At 56.7% G+C, this 19,370-nt stretch carries 17 protein-coding genes; 3 read left to right on the top strand and 14 right to left on the bottom strand.

Annotated elements, in window-relative coordinates:
* Positions 1-2 precede the first annotated feature (2 nt).
* From mraY to GFH31_RS08365, 14 genes are all read right to left on the bottom strand, one after another.
* On the bottom strand, positions 3-1,250 hold the full coding sequence (mraY, locus tag GFH31_RS08430; RefSeq protein WP_055202638.1) for a phospho-N-acetylmuramoyl-pentapeptide-transferase: 1,248 nt from the start codon (positions 1,248-1,250) through the stop codon (positions 3-5).
* Between the two features lie 21 nt (positions 1,251-1,271).
* Positions 1,272-2,726 (bottom strand): UDP-N-acetylmuramoyl-L-alanyl-D-glutamate--2,6-diaminopimelate ligase, encoded by a 1,455-nt coding sequence (locus GFH31_RS08425; RefSeq protein WP_153497773.1) that lies wholly within the window; start codon positions 2,724-2,726, stop codon positions 1,272-1,274.
* Between the two features lie 92 nt (positions 2,727-2,818).
* On the bottom strand, positions 2,819-5,089 hold the full coding sequence (locus GFH31_RS08420; RefSeq protein WP_101572058.1) for a cation:proton antiporter: 2,271 nt from the start codon (positions 5,087-5,089) through the stop codon (positions 2,819-2,821).
* Between the two features lie 63 nt (positions 5,090-5,152).
* Entirely contained in the window at positions 5,153-6,376 is a 1,224-nt protein-coding gene (locus GFH31_RS08415; RefSeq protein ID WP_145996520.1) for a hypothetical protein, read from the bottom strand.
* 202 nt (positions 6,377-6,578) lie between these two features.
* Complete coding sequence (locus tag GFH31_RS08410; protein ID WP_055202644.1) at positions 6,579-7,118, bottom strand: hypothetical protein; 540 nt, start codon at positions 7,116-7,118, stop codon at positions 6,579-6,581.
* Positions 7,119-7,271: 153 nt separating this feature from the next.
* Positions 7,272-7,679: a hypothetical protein gene (locus tag GFH31_RS08405; protein ID WP_145996521.1), complete on the bottom strand. Its 408-nt coding sequence runs from the start codon at positions 7,677-7,679 to the stop codon at positions 7,272-7,274.
* Positions 7,680-7,754: 75 nt separating this feature from the next.
* Positions 7,755-9,986 (bottom strand): penicillin-binding protein, encoded by a 2,232-nt coding sequence (locus GFH31_RS08400; protein ID WP_153497772.1) that lies wholly within the window; start codon positions 9,984-9,986, stop codon positions 7,755-7,757.
* Positions 9,987-9,992: 6 nt separating this feature from the next.
* A complete protein-coding gene (locus GFH31_RS08395) occupies positions 9,993-10,415 on the bottom strand; it encodes an FtsL-like putative cell division protein (RefSeq protein WP_101571835.1) in 423 nt (140 codons plus the stop codon).
* A 319-nt stretch (positions 10,416-10,734) separates the two neighbouring features.
* Positions 10,735-12,183: a BACON domain-containing protein gene (locus tag GFH31_RS08390; protein WP_101571837.1), complete on the bottom strand. Its 1,449-nt coding sequence runs from the start codon at positions 12,181-12,183 to the stop codon at positions 10,735-10,737.
* 128 nt (positions 12,184-12,311) lie between these two features.
* Positions 12,312-13,253, bottom strand: coding sequence for a malate dehydrogenase (gene mdh, locus GFH31_RS08385; RefSeq protein WP_055202654.1), 942 nt, complete (start codon positions 13,251-13,253; stop codon positions 12,312-12,314).
* Between the two features lie 58 nt (positions 13,254-13,311).
* Positions 13,312-13,689: a glycine cleavage system protein GcvH gene (gcvH, locus tag GFH31_RS08380; protein ID WP_055202656.1), complete on the bottom strand. Its 378-nt coding sequence runs from the start codon at positions 13,687-13,689 to the stop codon at positions 13,312-13,314.
* An 86-nt stretch (positions 13,690-13,775) separates the two neighbouring features.
* Positions 13,776-14,873 (bottom strand): endonuclease/exonuclease/phosphatase family protein, encoded by a 1,098-nt coding sequence (locus GFH31_RS08375; protein WP_118457048.1) that lies wholly within the window; start codon positions 14,871-14,873, stop codon positions 13,776-13,778.
* Positions 14,863-15,930 (bottom strand): glycosyltransferase family 9 protein, encoded by a 1,068-nt coding sequence (locus tag GFH31_RS08370; protein WP_228385747.1) that lies wholly within the window; start codon positions 15,928-15,930, stop codon positions 14,863-14,865. Before GFH31_RS08370 ends, GFH31_RS08375 begins: the two co-directional genes overlap by 11 nt.
* 1 nt (position 15,931) lies before the next feature.
* Complete coding sequence (locus tag GFH31_RS08365) at positions 15,932-16,534, bottom strand: DUF4254 domain-containing protein (protein ID WP_055202660.1); 603 nt, start codon at positions 16,532-16,534, stop codon at positions 15,932-15,934.
* 94 nt (positions 16,535-16,628) lie between these two features.
* On the opposite strand from GFH31_RS08365, the gene GFH31_RS08360 reads away from it, so the two are divergent.
* From GFH31_RS08360 to GFH31_RS08350, 3 genes are all read left to right on the top strand, one after another.
* Positions 16,629-17,612: a glucosaminidase domain-containing protein gene (locus GFH31_RS08360; protein ID WP_101571842.1), complete on the top strand. Its 984-nt coding sequence runs from the start codon at positions 16,629-16,631 to the stop codon at positions 17,610-17,612.
* A gap of 50 nt (positions 17,613-17,662) precedes the next feature.
* Complete coding sequence (locus GFH31_RS08355; RefSeq protein ID WP_101571844.1) at positions 17,663-18,352, top strand: hypothetical protein; 690 nt, start codon at positions 17,663-17,665, stop codon at positions 18,350-18,352.
* Positions 18,353-18,426: 74 nt separating this feature from the next.
* On the top strand, positions 18,427-19,182 hold the full coding sequence (locus GFH31_RS08350; protein WP_228385746.1) for a DUF1080 domain-containing protein: 756 nt from the start codon (positions 18,427-18,429) through the stop codon (positions 19,180-19,182).
* Positions 19,183-19,370 lie beyond the last annotated feature (188 nt).

Here is a 19,370-nt window from a genome sequence, read left to right as displayed (position 1 = left end):
CGTTATCTGATTTTAAGCGTTACCAACGTGATGGCGGCCAGCAGCAACTGCACGATCCAGAAACGCACGACGATTTTCGATTCGAAGTAACCTTTCTTCTGGAAATGGTGGTGCAGCGGCGACATCAGAAAAATGCGCCGGCCTTCGCCGTACCGTTTTTTCGTATATTTGAAATAGGTGACCTGCATGATGACCGACAGGCTTTCGATGAAAAAAATCCCGCACAGGATCGGCAGCAGCAACTCCTTTCGGATCAGCAGCGCGAATACGGCAATGATTCCGCCGATCGCCAAACTGCCGGTATCGCCCATGAAGACCTGCGCCGGATAACAGTTGTACCACAAAAAGCCGAACAGCGCCCCGGCAAACGCCGCCGCATAGACGATCAGCTCCCCGCTCATCGGTATATACATGATATTCAGGTAATCGGCGTAAATGACGTTCCCCGACAGGTAGGCCAGTATCCCGAGCGTGACGACGATCGTCGCCGACACGCCGGAAGCCAGTCCATCGAGCCCGTCGGTCAGATTCGCGCCGTTCGAGACGGCGGTAATGACCAGCGTAGCGATCACGACGTATACCAGCCACGTCCACAGGTCGGCCCGCTCGCTGTCGCCCGGCACCAGCCAGTGGTAATTGAATTCGTTGTTCTTGACGAACGGGATCGTAGTATTGACGGTTTTTTCGGCCGGCGCCATATAGACCGCGCTGCGCTGCCCGTTGTCGTTGACATATTCCACATGCGCGCGCGGCGCGTTTCTGTCCAGTTTCTCCTTGGTCACGATCTGCGGGCTGAGCCACATCGCGCAACCGACGATCAGTCCGAGGCCGACCTGCCCGACGATCTTGTACCGGCCGCTGAGCCCTTCCTTGTTCTTGCGAAACACCTTGATGTAGTCGTCCAGGAAACCGATCAATCCGAGCCAGACGGTCGAAACGATCATCAGCCGCGTATAAACGTTGGTCAGGTCGCCGAACAACAGCGTCGGGATCAGAATCGAAATCAGGATAATAACGCCGCCCATCGTCGGCGTTCCGCGTTTCTGCAACTGTCCTTCGAGGCCGAGGTTGCGCACCTCCTCGCCGATCTGCTTACGCTGCAGGAAACGGATGATCCGGCGGCCGAAAATCATTCCGATCGCCAGCGCCAGAATAATCGCCATCGCCGCACGGAACGACAGCGACAGGAACATCCCCGCACCGGGAATGTCGAAATGCAATGAAAGATACTTGACTAAATGATATAACATAAATACGGTTCTTAATCGAATTTACTTCTTCGTCCGCAGTGCGAACAGGTTCGAAACCTCTTCCTTGTCGTCGAAGTGACGTTTCACTCCGGCAATGTCCTGATAGGTTTCATGCCCTTTGCCGGCCAGCAGGATGATATCGCCCGGCCGGGCCAGCGTCACGGCCGTCCGAATCGCCTCGCGGCGGTTGGTAACGGCGAGATACGACGCCGACGGATCGAGCCCCGCCTTCATGTCTTCGAGAATCGTTTCGGGATCTTCCATCCGGGGATTGTCCGAAGTCAGGATCGCCAGGTCGCTGTTCGCCACGGCGATCTGCGCCATTTCGGGCCGCTTGGTCTTGTCGCGGTTGCCGCCGCACCCCACGACGACATAGATCCGCTGCCCTTCCCGGCGAATCTCGTCGATCGTCCGCAGGACGTTCTGCAACGCATCCGGAGTATGAGCGTAATCGACGATGGCGGTCACCCCGTCCGCCGAACGAACGTACTCAAAACGGCCGCTGACCGACGTCAGCTCGCTCAGGATACGCAGCACCTCGTCGCGGTCGGCGCCGAGCAGCAGGGCCGTCGCATATACGGCCGTTAGGTTGTAAGCGTTGAAACGCCCGAGGAATGTCGCCCAGACCTCCGAACCGTCCAGATTCAGCAGCATGCCGTCGAAATGCATCTCGACGATCCGGCACCGGAAATCGGCGAACGCCTGCAACGCGTAAGTCTTGACCTCCGCGCCGGTATTCTGCACCATCACCATGCCGTTGCGGTCGTCGGCATTGGTCAGCGCGAACGTTCCCTCCGGCAGCGCGTCGAACAGCATTTTTTTGGCCCGGATGTACTCAGCGAACGTATGATGATAATCCAGATGGTCGTGGGTAATGTTGCTGAAAACGGCGCCGACGAAAGAGAGTCCCTCGATGCGGTGCTGCACGAGGCTGTGCGAACTGACTTCCATAAAACAGTATTCGCATCCGCGTTCGACCATTTCGGCCATCATGCGATTCAACCGGATGCCGTCGGGCGTCGTATGGGTCGATTCGCGCTGTTCGGTATCGATGCAGTAGGTTACGGTCGAAATCAATCCCACCTTATATCCCAGCCGGCGGAACAACCGGTACAGCAGCGTCGCCGTCGTGGTTTTCCCGTTGGTTCCGGTTATACCCACCAGTTTCAGATTACGGCTCGGATGTCCGTAAAAGGCCGACGCGATGCGCCCCAGCGCAACCGTCGAATCCGCCACCCGCACATAGGTCACCCCACCGCACAACTCTTCCGGCAACTCTTCGCATACTACCGCCGACGCTCCGAGACCGACGGCCGCCCCGATAAAGCGATGTCCGTCGGTCTGCGTTCCGCGCATGGCGAAAAACAGCGTTCCCGGCTTCGCCTCGCGCGAGTCAAACTCAAGATTGTCAATTTCTACCGAAAGGTCTCCCGCCGTCGAAAGCACTTCCACGTCCACCAATAGCTCACGTAACATCCATATACACTTTATGCAATGTACAAAAGTAAGGTTTTACACCGGAGAAATAAAAAATAAGATGCCTTTTAATTGACATCTTATCGACAAAATCATTTCTTGCGGAGAATCCGCCGTACGAGCTTTTTTTCCGTTTTCGGTACGGGAGGCTTCGTTCCGACGAGCACCTGTTCGATCGTCTCCCGGTCGCCGGCGATCCAAACCATATCGTACGGCTGAAAACGCACCAGTCCCAGCGGTCTGACGTACGAGCCGTCGCTGCGTTCGATCCCGATGATCAAGCAGGCCCCTCGGCACATCATGCCGAACTGCGAAACGGTCATACCGATCAGTACGGAATGCTCGCCGACCGAAAATTTTTGCATCGTCGCCTCTTCCCGATCGACCGGCGACAGCGGCACTTCGACCTTCGAAGCGAACTGGCTCAACTGCGCATCCGTCCCGACGACCGAAATCTCGTCGGACGGCATCAGCACCATCGATGCGCCGGGCGCATTGTACCGGTGGCTGCCGCGCAGCACCGACACCACCGTCACCCCGTAGCGCAGGCGGAGATCCAACTCCCTGAAACACCGCCCGACGAGCGGGCTGTCGGCCGAAACCGTCATCTTAGCCATATGCAGGAACTTGGCGCGGTAGTTCCCGGTCGTCACGACGGTGCTCGCATCTTTTTCGTTCAGGTTGGTAAAGAAACGCTGTTCGAAACGCAGGTATCCTCTTTTGATCCGTCTCCAGAACAGCGCCAACAGCAACAGCAGAATGGCGAACGCCATCAACGCCCCCCAACGGTACGAACTCAGGTGAGCGACTACGGTCAGTACGAACATCAGCGCGAGGAGAATCCGCAGCACGATCAACGACACCAACAACCCGTGGTTGAAACGGGGATCGTTCCACAGCGGCACGAACAGCCTGCGATTCAGGTGCCGCACCGCAAGCCCCCACAACAGCGGCGTCATAAAGAGAATGGTCGTCGTCGTAGCGATCAGTTTGCCGGCGAATCCTTCGAAACGCTCCTCGACGAACGGCGAATAGTAACTCGAAGAGATCCACACCACGCCGCCCAACAGCACGCAGTAGATAAACATGTTCAACAGCGACTTTTTCAGCAGCGACATCCACTCCCGCTCGCTGTTGACGGTTTGCGACCCGGCGCTGTACCGGGCCAGCAGCGCTTTCATCCGCTTCGGAATCAACCGGTTGATCCGGTGATAGGCAGGATCGCTGAGCCGGATGATAAACGGCGTGGTAAATGTGGTCACGACCGACACGGCCACCGCGACCGGATAAAGGAACGAACTGGTAACCCCCATCGACAGTCCGAGCGACGCGATGATAAAGGCGAACTCTCCGATCTGCGCCAGCGAGAACGACGACTGCAACGCGATTTTCAGATTCTGCCCCGACACGAGGAAACCGAGCGTCCCGTAGAATATCTGTCCGACGATCACGACCACCGTCAAAAAAACGATCGGCACGATGTATTGCACCAGCATCGCCGGCTCGACCAGCATCCCGACCGACACGAAGAAGACCGCCCCGAACAGGTCCTTGACCGGAGCGATGACCTTCTCGATGCTCTCGGCCTGTACCGTCCCGGCTAGGATCGACCCCATGATGAACGCCCCGAGCGCAGACGAAAATCCGGCGTAAGTCGCCAGCACGACCATAATCAGGCAAAGGCCCAGCGAGATCACCAGCAGCGTTTCCTGATTCAGGAATTTCCGTATTTTTTTCAGGAACGTAGGAATCAGATAGATCCCCACGACGAACCACAGAATCAAGAAAAAGATCAGTTTGAAAAGCTGTTCGGCGATCACGACGTGTTCGACCGCCCGCTGCACGAAAAGCGTCGACAGCATCACCATCAACACTACGGCGAACAGGTCTTCGACCACCAGCACCCCGAACACCAGCGACGTGAACTTCTGGCTGCGGAGCCCCAGATCGTCGAATGCCTTGATAATGATCGTCGTAGACGACATCGACAGCATCCCGCCGAGGAAAATACTGTCCGTCGAAGTCCAGCCGAGGGCCCGTCCCGCCATAAAGCCGGAGCACATCATCCCGACGATCACGACCAATGCCGTCATCAGCGCGGGGCCGCCGACGTTCATCAATTTTTTGAAGCTGAATTCGAGGCCGAGCGAGAACAACAGGAAAATGATACCGATCTCGGCCCAGATGTCCACGTTCCCCATGTTCGAAACCCCCTGTAACAGGAAATTTCCGCTACACAGGAACCCGGCGACGATGTAACCCAACACGACCGGCTGTTTCAGCCATTTGAACAGCAGCGTCGTAACCCCCGCGACGGCGAGGATCAACGCAAGGTCTGAGATGATCGGATCCAGATGTGTCATATTCCCAAAACGGGCCCGGCATTCGGACCCGACATATTCATTTTTTTACGACAGTCCCGGTCGTTACGAACCGGCGGTCGTCTCCCGTCGGTCCGGTTTCGTTCGTTCCGGCGCGACCGACGGATTCCACCGGTAATACAAGCTTCCGCGGCGCACGCCCGACAGGTACAGCATCAGAGCGGTCAGCCCGGCCAACAAGGCGAACCAAAGCAGGTGGCACAACACCGTGAGCGGGTAATTCACCACCGGAACGAATACGTTGACGGGACGATTACCGTCGGCAGTCCGCACGAAAGGATTGAAAAACAGGATCGTTCCGTCGTCGAAATGCGCTTCGGCACGCGCGTAGGCATCGTTCTTCCGAAAAGCATAAACGGCCTCGGCCCCGCTTCCCTCTGCAAGCAGCGTTCCGTTTTGTCCGATAAACCGGATCGCCGAAGCGGGCCGGTCGACCCGGATGCGAATCGTATCGCCCTGCATCGAAATGCGCTCCATCCGGGGCAGGTCTCCGTGCGGATCGGGACGGTTATTAACGTCGTGCGGAACGTATACCGCATAAGCGGCCCCTTTTTTCAAAGACTTCATAATATCCCCGGGGCGTAGCGACGGCGTATTGACCATTGTGAAGCAGCGCTGGAACCACGACGACCGGTTGCGGATATTGTGCGCGTCGTCGTCGCCGATCAGGGTCGAATAGATCCCGGCCGAAAGCGCCGTATCCCAGTACTGCTCGGAACGCTCGCGGCCCCGTTCCGGATTGATTTCCAATAGATCGTACCCGCGTAGCCAGCCGTACACCGCCAGGTCGATGATCCGCGTCTTGCCCGGGTGGTTCAGCACCAGCGCCTCGGCCTGCGGGCGCAGCCAGTGCAACATGTACTGCATCTGCGACTGGGTCAGCATCAGCGGAAAATCGCGCCACGTGACCCGTTCGGCCCCCATCACCAACTGATGGTAACCGTTGATCCCGTAACCGTGTTCGTAAGTCGGGATAAATCCGGGGCGGTCGGCATGCTCGGTATTCAGGCACTGATGATCCGAGATGCTCATGATATCGTACCCGTTGCTGCGATAGGCTTCGAGCATCTGTTCGACCGTATAATCGCACTGGGGTTTCTCTTTTTGATGGGCATGGAAATTGGCTTTCCGCCAACAGGACGAATCGGCCCCTGCATACGGATTGTAAACGGAATCCCCGCAGAACGAACGGCCGGACTGAAAATCATAGACCGGCACCGAAATGTAACTCAGCACGCACAACATCAGCACGGCGACGATTACAATCAAAATGTATTTCCCGAATAACAACATGGGGCGTTTCTCACAATTCAGCAACGGACAAAATTACTATTTTTATTCATTTCCCGTAAAAAACGATCGTTTTTTAGCATTTTTTTCACATTCCGCCCCGAGCTTCCGCCGGACGCTCCCGAAAAGAAAAAGCCGGCCCGCCTTTCGGGGCGGACCGGCATCCGTGACTACACGGCGGTCAGACCAGTCCGACCGCCAGTTTGCCCTGCTCGGCGGAAAACCGCACGACGTCGGTAACCGGCTCGAAAGCGTGGGGAACGTACTGCGACACCTGCCCCATCGAGAACGAACCGCTCTCGGTCGCATACAGCGTCAGCAACAGGCTGCTCGATTTGTCGTTGCGTGGAATATTCACCAGGCGCTCCATATCGCCCGACGATACGGCAGCGCACAGGGCCGGCTTATCGGCAGCCTGATAATAGATTTCGTACCGGCGAATCCGTTCCCCGGTCGGTTTATAGACCGGCGCCGCGGAGCTGAACGTCACCCCGGCCTTGATGAACCCGACGATGGCAATCAGCCCCCCGACGAGCATCAGCATCGAAGAGAGGTTGCCGCGATCGACCATCGTATCGGAAGTCAGGCTCCAGACGGCCAGCGCGCTGCCGGCCAGAGCGACGATCAAGGCGATTACGGGACTTTTTCTGCGTTGAATGATATCTTCTGCGGCGACGCCGCTGTACAGCGTGTCGTCGATTACTTTAAAATCGTTGTTCATGATTCATTGTTTTATTCGGTGATTGATAAAATACGCGGCGGAATGCTCCCTCCGCCGGGAGAAACAACACCGGAAACCGTTCCGGAAAACCGTCGTACGGCCGACGCAACCGACTATGCCGGACGCCTGCACCGAACGTTCGATCGGAATCGGCTAAACAATGATTTTTCTGAGAAAAAAGACGTAATACCCCGTGTGCTGCAATGCCGCAAGCCAGCCGTCGAAACACCGCTGCTGGAATCGCAGCCGCGTCAGCGGTCCGCTGCTCACGACGCGGTTCTCAGACACCGCATTCGCACAAAAACGGAACAGGGACGACACCCGCGACACGGGCGTTTTAGTTACGAAAGAACAGAAACCGGAAGACCCCGGCGCCAAATCGCTCTGCAACGATGCGAAGACGAACCGGTGCAACTCTCCCGGCGGAGCGGCTTCGGTGATCTGGTCGCAAACCGTTTCGAGCGCCGGCGCGCATTCCGCGGCCGGACCGTCGCCGAAAATGCGCGGAACGATCACCGAAAGGGCCATTGCCAGTAAAAAGTATCGAAACAGTCTTCCCATAAAACTTACGCTGCGTTACAAAGATATCTTTTTTCCCGGAATTATACGAATCGGCTATTTCTTCTTGCTCGATTTTCAATCGCCGCGGCCCGAAGAAGCCACGGAATCTGCCGAGCTGTCCGCCTTTTTCTCCTTCAGGTAAATCCCCGGTTCCAACGGCGTACAGCCGAGTTCCAGCCGAATCAGCATTCCCCGGTGCACTTTCGTTCCGGCCGGGACGGACTGGGACTCGACGCCGCCGACCCCCGAAAACGCGACGACCATTCCACGGCGTTCCAGCAGATAAACGGCCTCCTTCAGGCCCATCCCGACCACCGAAGGCACTTCGTCCGACCATCCCTCGTAGCTTGTATACGCAATCCCGGCCGAATCGACGGCTTCCACTCCCCGCCAGTCGGTCCGTCCGCGCCGTCCTTCGTAACGGACGTCGAAACGATAAGCGACTTCACGCATTTCGTCGGCGCAACCGGCCTTGAGCCGGGGCTTTTCATCCGTTTTTTCCTTTCGCTGCGACAACGGATCCTGCCAAGCGGTATTTTTGGCGTACACCCGGTCGGCAATCGCCCGAAATACGGGCCCGGCCAGCGAAGCCCCGTAATAAAATCTCCGGTGTCCCGGAGCATTGTAAGTCTTGAGCGCGACCAGGCAACTGTACTTCGGATCGTCTTCGGGAAAATAGCCCACCATCGTCGCCAGGTAGTGCCGTCCGCCGTTGCGGTCGGTATAGCGCCCGTTCACCGGAATCTGCGCCGTACCGGTTTTGCCGCCCACCTTATAATAACGGCTTTTCAGGATGCGTCCCGTTCCCTCTTCCACGACGCCGCGCATCGCCGCGCGAACCTCTTTCAGCGTCTCGTCCGAGGCGATCGAAGAGACCATCGTTCGCGCCCGGTAGGTCCGCAACGTCTGCCCGTACTGCCTCAACTCTTTGACGAACAGCGGGCTCACCATCCGCCCGTCGTTGGCCACCGCATTGTAGAACGTCAGCGTTTTCATCGGGGTAAGCAGCAGCGCGTACCCGTAAGCCATGTTCGTCAGCGTCGTCCCGTCCCACCAGCGGTCTCCGGGCTTGCGGATCACAGGATTCTGGCCGCCGGCGATTTGCAGGTGGAGCGACTCGTTCAAACCCATTTTATAGAGGTGTTCGACGAAGCGTTTCGGATCGTCCTTGTAATACTTATTCACCGCTTTGGCAAAACCGACGTTCGACGACTTTTCGAAAACGCCTTTCAACGTCAGCAAGCCGTAACCGTGCGTATCGGTCACTTTCGTGCGACCGATGATGGCCGTACCGTTGCCGGTATCGTATTTTTCGTCGAGACTGGCCCCGGCATCGTCGAGCAGCGTAATCAACGATGCCAGCTTTTGCGTGGAACCGGGCTCCATGTTCATCCCGATCGCGTAGTTGTAATCTTCGACGATGTTTCCCTCGCCCTTGCGGGTCAGGTTCGTGATCGCACGGATTTCGCCGGTGGAAACCTCCATCAGGATCGCCGTCCCCCAATCGGCCTGCATCGTTTCGAGCTGCTCTCGCAGCGCTTTCTCGGCCACGTCCTGGATATCGACGTCGAGCGTCGTCACCACGTCGATACCGTCCACCGGATCGACGTTCATCTCGTCGGGAACCGGAACCCGGAACGTTCCCGAAATACGCTGCATCAGCACGTTTCCGTCGATACCGTGCAGCACGCTATCGAAAGCGCCCTCGATACCGACTTTCGTCCCGGTCTGGTTCACCATGCCGATCGTGCGCTTGGCCATATCGCCGTGAGGCAGCAGCCGACGGCTGGTCTGCTTAGCGATGAAACCGCCCCGGTTCTGCCCCAGCCGGAATATCGGGAAACGGGCGATCTCTTTTATTTCCAAATGATTGACGCGTCGCGGGGACAGCAGCACGTAACGGTTTTTCCTCCGCTCCCGGAACGCATTGATCAATTTCAGCTTATAAGCGCTCTTGCTTTTGTCGCCGAAAAAATCGGACAGGCAATAAGCCAGCGAATCGACGTCGCGCAGGAAAATCGAATCGACCAGTCCGTTGGCGGCGAAGTCCATCCGCACTTCGTACTCCGGCACCGAAGTGGCCAGAATACGGCCGTCGCAGGCGAGGATATCGCCCCGGTCGGCTTCCATCGCCACCCGCTCGTAAGTGATAGTCGTCCCTTCGCTGCGCAACCGCCCGCTTTTGGGTCCGTACTGCAGATACAGGATCTTGCCCACGATCATCAGGCCGATGATGAAAAACAACACATAGAGCACCTGCACGCGATGCAATATTCCTTTTTTGATATCCGGTTTGCGTTCCTCCATACGGCGCTACTTGTCGATGATCTTCGGCGGGCTCACCAACTCATCGAGCGGAATGCCCCGCTCCTCCAGTTCGCGGATGATCTCGCTCTGCCGCGTGGCGATCATCCGCTGCGACGAAATGGTCAGCGACTGCGCACGCAGTTCCTTGACCCGCGCGGTCAGCCTTTCGTGCTGCCGGTGCAGCTTCTGCGTATGAAACCCGTTGGCGATATACAGAAACATCAGTACGGCCATAAACAACACGTACGGGTAGTGCTTCTGCACCTCCGCATCGGCCAGAATGCTCCCGGAGATCACCCGCCTCACATAGCGCTCGAACCGGGACGGACGCGACACGGGACGCGTCGACGGCTCCGGCTGTCTCGGCGATGCGGCGGCAGGTTCGGCAGCAACAGACTCTTCTCTGGCGATTTCTTCTGGTTCGGCCATTTCACACGCATTTTAATGCAAAAGTAATCTTTTTTATCAAAAAGAGACGATCTCTCCGGGCCGTCCCGGCATATTACCGAACAGAAACCCTCCGCCGGTACTTCGGCGCGCGGCATCCATTCCGGAATGCGTTCACAGCCGAAACAGTCCGGCTTTTTCAGGAATCGTCCGTTTCGTACCGCACTCTGCTTCTTCTATTTTCTATCGTATTATTTTATAACGCAATAAGAAAGCGCGTCAGGGTATGCGAAAAACGGGGGCAAATACCCGGAAGGGCATCTGTCCCCCGATAAGGGAAACCGGTTTGTGCAACCGCCGTTTACGGCTTCATGTAGGAAAAAACGGCCGTGACCGGATAATGATCCGACAGATAATAATCCTTGCCGTCTTTCTGCACGCCGTAACAGTCGGTCAGCACCCGGTAACTCTGCGGGGCGTCGATGTTGCGGTACAGAATATGGTCGATAAACGCAGCCGAAGAACCGTTGTTATGGAAAGTCGGGGTCTGATCCATCGGGCTGAACGACTCGCGGGCCCCGGTCAGGTAGCCGGTCAGCGGGGCCATCGCAGCATTGGTATAGGCCACATTCAGATCTCCGGTAACGAATGTCGCCAGATCGTCGGCGCCGTATTTTTTCAGCCGGGCGACGATCAGTTCCGCCGAATTGCGCCGCGCGGTCGCCGACTTGTGATCGAAATGCGTATTCAGATAGAGAATTTCTTTGCCGGAATCCCGCTCGCGGAGCTTCACCCAGGTGGCAATCCGCCTGTAAGCCGCATCCCATCCGATCGACATCTGGTCGGGCGTCTCGCTGAGCCAGAAATTCCCGCTGGCGACCAATACGAAACGATCTTTCCGGTAGAAAACGGACATGTATTCGCTGCTCTGCGGACTTCCGTCCCGGTCGATCCCGACCCGCGCATAGTTGCCCAGCCGCTCGTCGAGCGTATTCAGCACGTCGATCCGCGCCTCCTGCAAGCCGAACATATCGGGATTCTCTTCCCGCAGCATTTTCACGACGCCTTCCCGCCTCTCGTCCCAGGGGCGGGTGTTGGTCGTCTGAATATTAAACGTCATAACTTTCAACGAACGCGTCCCGTCGTCGTACCCGCGTTGAAGCACTGGCACGTCCGTCGCTTTTCCGGAAACGTCGGTAATCCGGATAATGGCTTTGCGTTCCGGCGTACTGGTTTGAGTCCCGTTCGTATTGGCCGCCACGTTGAACTTCACTTCGGACTTTTCCACATCGGACTTGCCCGAAGGAACCTGCGTAATCCATTTCGTCTGTCCGCCGGAAAGGTAGACAATGTCTAACCGGAAGGAAACGTTATGGGACACCGTCACCCGGATCACCGTATCGCGGTACTCCAGCTCGTGCTCCGTCGGGGTTACCTCGACCCCTTCCCCGGCAGGCTGACTTACGGCAATCGTCCGCGACTCGCCGCCGCAGGTTACCGTCACCGTAGCGTTACGGACGCCGAGCGACGGGTTGGTTTTCGCTTTCAGGGTGAACGAACTGCGTCCGGCCCGCCCGGACGCGGGCTCTACGGTCAACCAAGGTTCGCTCTCCGCTTCGGCATACGCAACCGCAGCCGACCATCTGTCGGGAGCCTCAATGTCCACCCGCTGGGAAAGCGAACCGGGCGTTATCGGCCAATCGCTAATCGACAGCCGAAAGGTATACGATTCTCCGTTTTTATCATCGGAACACTGCAGGGTCAGCGCACAAAACAGAACCGCCTGCAACCACAGGATCATTCGTTTCATCGTTCATTAAGTTTTAGGCGTATCCGGAGCGGTATTCCGTAAATGCTTTTTCCAGACAACGGATACTTTTTTTTAAAAAAATAAAGGCCGGCTTCCTGCCGGCCTTATCTGTCGAAACCGGAAGATATTTACAAAGCTTTTATCTCTTTCAGGATCGCATTCGTCTTGCGGACAGCCTCGGCGCTCTTTTCGAACAAGGCTTTTTCATCGGCATTCAGGTTCAGTTCGAGCACTTTCTCGACGCCGTTTTTACCCAGTACGACGGGTACGCCGATGCAGATATCCTGCTGGCCGTATTCGCCTTCGAGGTAAGCGCAGCACGGAACGACTTTTTTCTGGTCGCGGATGATCGACTCGACCACATAGGCTCCCGCAGCGCCCGGTGCGTACCATGCGGAAGTACCCAGCAGTTTGGTCAGCGTAGCGCCGCCCACCATCGTGTCGGCTACCACTTTTTCGACCTCTTCCTTGCTCAGCAGTTCGGTTACCGGCATACCTTTGTAGCTCGCTTTCGAATAAAGCGGAATCATCGTGGTGTCGCCGTGACCGCCGATCACCATACCTTCGATTTCGTTCGAATTAGCGTTCAGCGCCTTGCTCAGATAGCATTTGAAACGGGCCGAATCCAGCGCGCCGCCCATACCGAACAACTGGTTCTTCGGCAGACCCGTCTTTTTCAGCGCCAAGTAGGTCATCGTATCCATCGGGTTGCTGATCATCACGATGATCGCTTTCGGAGAATATTTCAGGATATTGCCCACTACCGAAGCGACGATGCCGGCGTTCACGCCGATCAGCTCCTCGCGGGTCATGCCCGGCTTGCGCGGCATCCCCGACGTAACGACAACCACGTCCGAATTCGCCGTAGCGGCGTAATCGTTCGTAACGCCGGTCAGTTTGGTGTCGAAATCCATCAGCGTGGCCGTCTGGAAAATATCCAACATCTTGCCTTCCGAAACTCCTTCTTTAATGTCCAAGAGAACCAGCTCGTCGGCAATTTCCCTTGTAGCAATTACATTGGCACAGGTCGCACCCACGTTGCCCGCACCCACTACTGTTACTTTGCTCATACTTCAAATTTATTTTTTAAAAAAGTCCTTATCCATTCGTATCCGCGCAACCGGCGTCTCAGCCGATCAGCTTGCCGTAATCGTCCGCGCCAAGCAGCACGTTCAGCTCGGCGGGGTCCGTCATCCGGATCTTCACGATCCAACCCTCCCCGTAAGGGTCCTTGTTGACCCGATCGGGAGCGTCGTTCAGCGCTTCGTTGAATTCGAGGATCTCTCCGCCGACCGGCAGGAACGCGTCGGAAACGGTTTTCACCGCTTCGATCGTACCGAACACCTCGTTCTGGGGCAGCGTCTCGCCGACCGTCGTGACATCGACAAAAACGATATCTCCTAATTGATTCTGTGCGAAATCGGTAATCCCGACATAGGCCTCGGCCCCCTCGACCCGTATCCACTCATGGTCTTTCGAATACTTCAAATTGGCTGGTATATTCATAACGGCAACAAACTTTTTATTTCCAGAACCCAAAGGTAGTTTTTTTTACGGATTCAGGCAACGAACTGTGAATTATTTCACACAAATTATTGCGAGCCCGCGCCGGCGGTATTTTCGAACACAACCCTCATCACGACCGGATTGTGATCGCTCGACCGGAAACCGAGCGGCAGCGTACGCACCGACAGGACACGGACGCCCGGAGAGACCAGAAAGAAATCGGTCAGCGTCGTCTGCGGCCGCTGCCGGGGTTCCCCGTCTTCCGGAACCGGCGTCCACGGAGCGTCCAGGTAACGCAGCGAAGGCGCGGAATCGTCGTACGCGAACCGGAATCCCGGCCCGAAAACCTGCGAATCGACCGCCTGAGGCACGAAAAATTCGTTGGAAAGTTCCTCCGGAGAAGGCGTATATCCGGGCGGATACTGATTCCAGTCGCCGCCGACCACCGAAACGACTCCGCGCGCGGCATCCCGTCGCAACATCCCGCCGAGAAAACGCATTTCGGCATCGCGCATCCCGCCGGCATCGTAAGCCGTATTATGCGTATTGCCGATCAGCACCGTATCGCCGCCCGCCGTCCGGAACTGCAAGGCCAGCAAGCAGCGTTTCAGATTGAACAACCGCACCGGAAACGGAAAGGCCGACGGATACTGCACCCGTTGAGCTTGTAGCGGAACGACCCGCGAAAGCGTCACGAGCCCGCTCCCGACGCGTCCCATCGGACTTCGGAGCGGAATAGGCACCCACCACGCCCGGTAATTATAAGCGAACGACAGCACGTATCCCGGAAAAGCTGCGCGCAGCGAATCCACCTCCCGGATTCCGTAACTACGGTGCGAATCGCAGTCCACCTCCTGTAACAGCATGATATCGGCGTCCGCTTTCCGGAGCTCGGCGACGATATTCCGCAGGTTCTCCAACGTTCGCCGCCGGCTGTCCCTGACCCGCTTTCCGCCGTCGTAGAAAAAATCCATGTCGTCGCCCAGGCCCGCATACCCGACATTCCAACTGAGGACAGTCAGCGTATCGGGCAGAAAAACGGGTTCCGCCGTGTCGTAGATCACCGTTTCCCGGACGTCGGGCCGGTACTCGGCGATCCACGATACGCCCAAAAATAGGACTGCCGCGACACAAATCGCGGCCGCCGCCCAAACCGTTGCTTTAAAAGTTTTTCTAATCCGCATTCCCGGAGGGTATTTCCACGCCCAACCGACCGCATACCCGGCTTACGATCATCCCGGGCGTAATCTGACGCATACACCGGTAATCTCCGAACAGGCAGGGTTTGTTGCCATACACCGAACAGGGCCGGCACGGCATATCGACTTGAACGGCCAGCGCCGGGTCCTGGCCGAAACCGTAAAATCCCGCGAACGGATGGGTCGCCCCCCAGACGGACACCACCGGCAGCCCGACCAACGACGACATGTGCAGCCCCGAAGAGTCCATGCTCACCATCAGATCCAGGTTCGAAATCAACTCCATTTCCTGACCGAGACGGATGCGCCCGATCACCGATACGATATTGTCCCGCAGCGCAGCCACCTCTTCGGCATACGCTTTTTCGGCATCCCCGCCCCCGAAAACGAAAATACGTGCGCCGGGAATACGGGCCAGCCGCAGCATCACCTCGCGCATCTTGTCGAGCGGATAAATTTTCCCTTCGTGCTGTGCGAAAGGCGAAACTCCGATCCATGTGCCGTCATGCGCGCCGGCCAACCGGGCCACCGCTTCCGACATCGGGTAACGAATGCGGCTCGGAAGAGGGATCTCGGGCAAATCGAACCCGAGCCGGACGAATACTTCGCGGTAACGTTCGACGGTCGTCTTCAATTGCACCCGCTGCTTGTTTTCCGGAGCCGTCAGCATTTTTTTTTCGGCCCGCCCTTTATCGATACGTTCGATCCGGGTGCCCCGCAGTTTCATCAGACGGCACAACCCCTTGCTGCGCAACACGTCGTGCAAATCGGCAACCATATCGAAACGGCCCAAATCGCGCCCCAGTCGCAACAGGCCGGCCACTCCCTTGTGCCGCCCTTTCAGATCGGGCGCGAAAAACTCGATGTTTCCGACTTCCCGGAAAAACGGCTGCAAAAATTTCGGAGTCAAAACGGTAATGCGCAGATTCGGATAGTTTCTGCGCAGGGCTACCAGTACCGGAGCGACCATCGCCACATCGCCCATCGCCGACAAACGGATCACCAGCAAACGCACGGAAGTCGACCGAGAAATTACCGCCATGTTATTTCGACGCGTACAGAACCGGATTCAACTCCGGATCGTTATACATTTTCATCTGTTTGTAAACCTTCATGTACTTACGCCCCGCGGCGATATCTTCGAGCAACTGGTCGATCGCCGCGGACAGGTCGTCCTGCTGCTGCCGCAGTACGGCCAGTTTTCGGCCGCACTCCTCGACATGTTGCAGTGATACATCTTTACGAGCCACCTCCTGCGCCATGTGATAAATTTTCAGCGCGAGAATCGACAAGCGGTCGATCGCCCAGGCCGGACTCTCGGTATTGACCGTCGCATTTTCCGCTACGGGAACGTCTTTATACAAATCGAGAAAATAACTGTCGATGTATTCCACCATGTCGGTGCGCTCCTGGTTCGAACGGTCGATGCGGCGCTTGATTTTCAGCGCGATTTCCGGATCGATGTGCGGATCGCGGATGATGTCCTCCAGGTGCCACTGAACCGTGTCGATCCAGTTTTTCAAATACAACAAATATTCGATCGACCCGTTTTTATAGGGATTGTCGATCGGCATATCCACCTTGTCAAAACGATGATAATCGGCAATGGCTTGTGAAAATATCTGATTGCTTTTTGTCGTAAACATAGGTTTTCCGTTAAAGTTACATACAAAGCTAAAGATTTTTGCTCAAATTCCAAGAAAATATTATTTTTGTCGGAAGCATTTACCGAACCCCGATATGAAGAATCTCAGACAAATCGTTCTGACTTTCGCGTTGCTCGCCGTCACGACCGCGTCAGCCGAAGGACAACAAAAACTGACCCGCGAGGCCTATATCCTGAAGTATAAACCGCTGGCGGTCGAACAGATGGATATTTACGGCATCCCGGCGAGCATCAAACTGGCCCAGGCGCTGTTCGAATCGGACAACGGCAACAGCCGTCTGGCCCGCGAGGCCAACAACCATTTCGGCATCAAGTGCAAAAGCAACTGGACGGGGCAGACCATCTCGCATACCGACGACGCCCCGGACGAATGTTTCCGCAAATACCCTTCGGTCGAGGAATCGTACAGGGATCATTCCGAGTTCTTGGACAAATCGGCCCGGTATCAGGACCTGTTCAAACTCGACCCCACGGATTATAAAGGCTGGGCCCACGGATTGCAGAAGGCCGGTTACGCCACCAACCCGCAATACGCCCAGCAACTGATCAAGATCATCGAAGACTACCAGCTCTTCCTGCTCGACGAAGGACAAGACGTCCGCATCGCGGAGAACGCCGCCCCCGTCGAAGAGCCCGTCGCAGAACCGATTCCGTCGGCGTCGCCCGCAGATATGGTAGACGTGGACAATTATTCGGTATCCATCCAGGGACGCAACGGCGGCCATACCGTGTACCGCAACAACGGCAGCCTGTTCATCGTCGTGCGCGACGGCGACAAGCTGGAAAGCGTAGCGTCGGAATTCCGGGTATCGCCCAAGAAGCTGATCAAATACAACGACCTGGACATCCATTCGAACGTCAAAACCGGCGATATGATCTACATCCGGCCGAAAGCCAAACGCAGTTCGAACGGCAAGATGATCCACGTAGCCCGCGACGGAGAAACGCTGCACAGCATTTCGCAAATGTACGGCATCCGACTGAAGAGTCTGTGCAACATCAACCGCCGCAGCCGCGATTCGCAGGTGACCGAAGGCCAGCAGATCCGACTCATGTAAATACGACGAAACCCAAAATACCAAACCTTAACGATAACCTTAGCAAAATTATGGACGGTGACCCTGGCAGTATACGAAACGGCATCATCGAAAAACTGAGTAACAAAGCCTCGCTGAACCAGCAAGTGTTCGACAACACGTTCTCCGTGTTCGGCAACCTGAAAGAAGTCCTGCACGAAATGTCGTCGGAAATCGACGATACGCTCGAAGAGGCGGGCAAAGAGGCGCGGATCGAATACCGCGACCGCGGAAAATTCGAAGCGCAGTTGCAAATCGCGGACGACATCCTGATCTTCAGCATGCACAGCAACGTCTTCGAATTCAACCGCGAGCACATCATCTGGCAGAACTCTTACGTGCAACAGGCCCGCGAAAACTCCTACTGCGGGATGATCAACATCTACAACTTCCTGTCCGATTCGTTCCGGTACAACCGGAGCGCCGACGAAGGATACCTGATCGGACGGATCTTCATCAACCGCGAGATGCAGTATTTCGTCGAGGGGAAACGCCAGATCAGCATGCGGCACAACAGTTTCGGCACGCAGCGGATCGACCGGGCGGCGCTGCTGAACATCATCGAGAACGCGATCGACTATACGGTCGACTTCGACCTGCTGGTTCCGCCGTACGACGCGGTGAAAGTGGTCACGGTAGACCAGCTCAACACCAAGATCGAGAACTCGAAAATGCAGACCGGTAAACGACTCGGATATAAATTCAATTCCGACGATATTTAACGGCACGGATATTTCCGTGTAAGCTAACCCGTGCACGGGCACACCTGAGACCCGCGCACCCAAACCGATCCAAAATGACGACGATTTCGCTCTCGCTTCGCCACGCGGCGAACAAAACGGTTTTTGCGGCCTGTATAGCCGCTTTCTGTTGGATGCCGGAACCGCTCGGCGCACAATCCCCGTTCCCGGACGAAAACGTACCGGAAACCGGGTTCACGGCCATTTTTGACGGCAAAACGCTGGACGGCTGGGAATACGACCCAGTTTACTGGCGCGTCGAAGGAGACCGCATGGTCGGCGAAGTGACGCCGGAAACGCTGTTGGAGCGCAATTCGTTCATCGTTTGGAAGGGCGGGACGCCGGCGGATTTCGAACTGAAAATGGAATACCGGGTCTCCCCGGAGGGCAACAGCGGAATCAACTACCGCAGCGTGAAAGTGCCCGGCGTCGCACATGCGCTGAAAGGATACCAACTGGATATCGACGGCCCCGGCCAGTGGACGGGACAGAATTACGAGGAACGCGGCCGCACCTTTCTGGCGCTGCGCGGACAGGCGACGCAGGCCGAACCCGGAAAAAAACCGCACGTAATCGGCTCGACCGGAGACAAAGACGCCCTTTTCGCCGAAATCGACCGCGACGGCTGGAACGCGTGCCACGTGATCGCCAAAGGCAACACGCTGATCCATCTGATCAACGGAAAGGTGATGAGCATTGTCGTGGACGACGATCCGCACGAACGCACCCGCAAAGGACTGATCGGTATGCAGGTGCACGTAGGCCCCCCGATGAAGATCGAATTCCGGAACATCCGGCTCAAAACACGTTAACGCATCCGCAACGATTCCCCAAAACCCGCGCTATGAAAATCTCTCCGGTTATCCCCGCACCGTCTCCTGCCGTAACGATGACGGCGGGCGATCGTACCGGTTCCGAAGCGCTGCTCCCGATTTTCCGAAAAACGGAAAACGGAAAGTCCGGGCCGAAGGGTTTGTCCCGATCCCCTGAACCCGATTCC

This window comes from Alistipes sp. dk3624, assembly GCF_009557455.1.
Taxonomy (GTDB): domain Bacteria; phylum Bacteroidota; class Bacteroidia; order Bacteroidales; family Rikenellaceae; genus Alistipes_A; species Alistipes_A hominis.
Note: the sequence above shows the minus strand (reverse complement) of the source record. Positions and strands in the feature narration are given on the sequence as shown.

What these genes read in the sequence shown, in the direction of transcription:
- GFH31_RS08400 (WP_153497772.1), bottom strand. Translation starts at nt 9,986, where the DNA reads ATGGAGGAACGCAAACCGGATATCAAAAAAGGAATATTGCATCGCGTG.
- GFH31_RS08370 (WP_228385747.1), bottom strand. Translation starts at nt 15,930, where the DNA reads ATGGCGGTAATTTCTCGGTCGACTTCCGTGCGTTTGCTGGTGATCCGT.
- GFH31_RS08355 (WP_101571844.1), top strand. Translation starts at nt 17,663, where the DNA reads ATGGACGGTGACCCTGGCAGTATACGAAACGGCATCATCGAAAAACTG.
- GFH31_RS08425 (WP_153497773.1), bottom strand. Translation starts at nt 2,726, where the DNA reads ATGTTACGTGAGCTATTGGTGGACGTGGAAGTGCTTTCGACGGCGGGA.
- GFH31_RS08410 (WP_055202644.1), bottom strand. Translation starts at nt 7,118, where the DNA reads ATGAACAACGATTTTAAAGTAATCGACGACACGCTGTACAGCGGCGTC.
- GFH31_RS08405 (WP_145996521.1), bottom strand. Translation starts at nt 7,679, where the DNA reads ATGGGAAGACTGTTTCGATACTTTTTACTGGCAATGGCCCTTTCGGTG.
- GFH31_RS08350 (WP_228385746.1), top strand. Translation starts at nt 18,427, where the DNA reads ATGACGACGATTTCGCTCTCGCTTCGCCACGCGGCGAACAAAACGGTT.
- gcvH (WP_055202656.1), bottom strand. Translation starts at nt 13,689, where the DNA reads ATGAATATACCAGCCAATTTGAAGTATTCGAAAGACCATGAGTGGATA.
- mdh (WP_055202654.1), bottom strand. Translation starts at nt 13,253, where the DNA reads ATGAGCAAAGTAACAGTAGTGGGTGCGGGCAACGTGGGTGCGACCTGT.
- GFH31_RS08360 (WP_101571842.1), top strand. Translation starts at nt 16,629, where the DNA reads ATGAAGAATCTCAGACAAATCGTTCTGACTTTCGCGTTGCTCGCCGTC.
- GFH31_RS08365 (WP_055202660.1), bottom strand. Translation starts at nt 16,534, where the DNA reads ATGTTTACGACAAAAAGCAATCAGATATTTTCACAAGCCATTGCCGAT.
- GFH31_RS08395 (WP_101571835.1), bottom strand. Translation starts at nt 10,415, where the DNA reads ATGGCCGAACCAGAAGAAATCGCCAGAGAAGAGTCTGTTGCTGCCGAA.
- GFH31_RS08390 (WP_101571837.1), bottom strand. Translation starts at nt 12,183, where the DNA reads ATGAAACGAATGATCCTGTGGTTGCAGGCGGTTCTGTTTTGTGCGCTG.
- GFH31_RS08420 (WP_101572058.1), bottom strand. Translation starts at nt 5,089, where the DNA reads ATGACACATCTGGATCCGATCATCTCAGACCTTGCGTTGATCCTCGCC.
- mraY (WP_055202638.1), bottom strand. Translation starts at nt 1,250, where the DNA reads ATGTTATATCATTTAGTCAAGTATCTTTCATTGCATTTCGACATTCCC.
- GFH31_RS08375 (WP_118457048.1), bottom strand. Translation starts at nt 14,873, where the DNA reads ATGCGGATTAGAAAAACTTTTAAAGCAACGGTTTGGGCGGCGGCCGCG.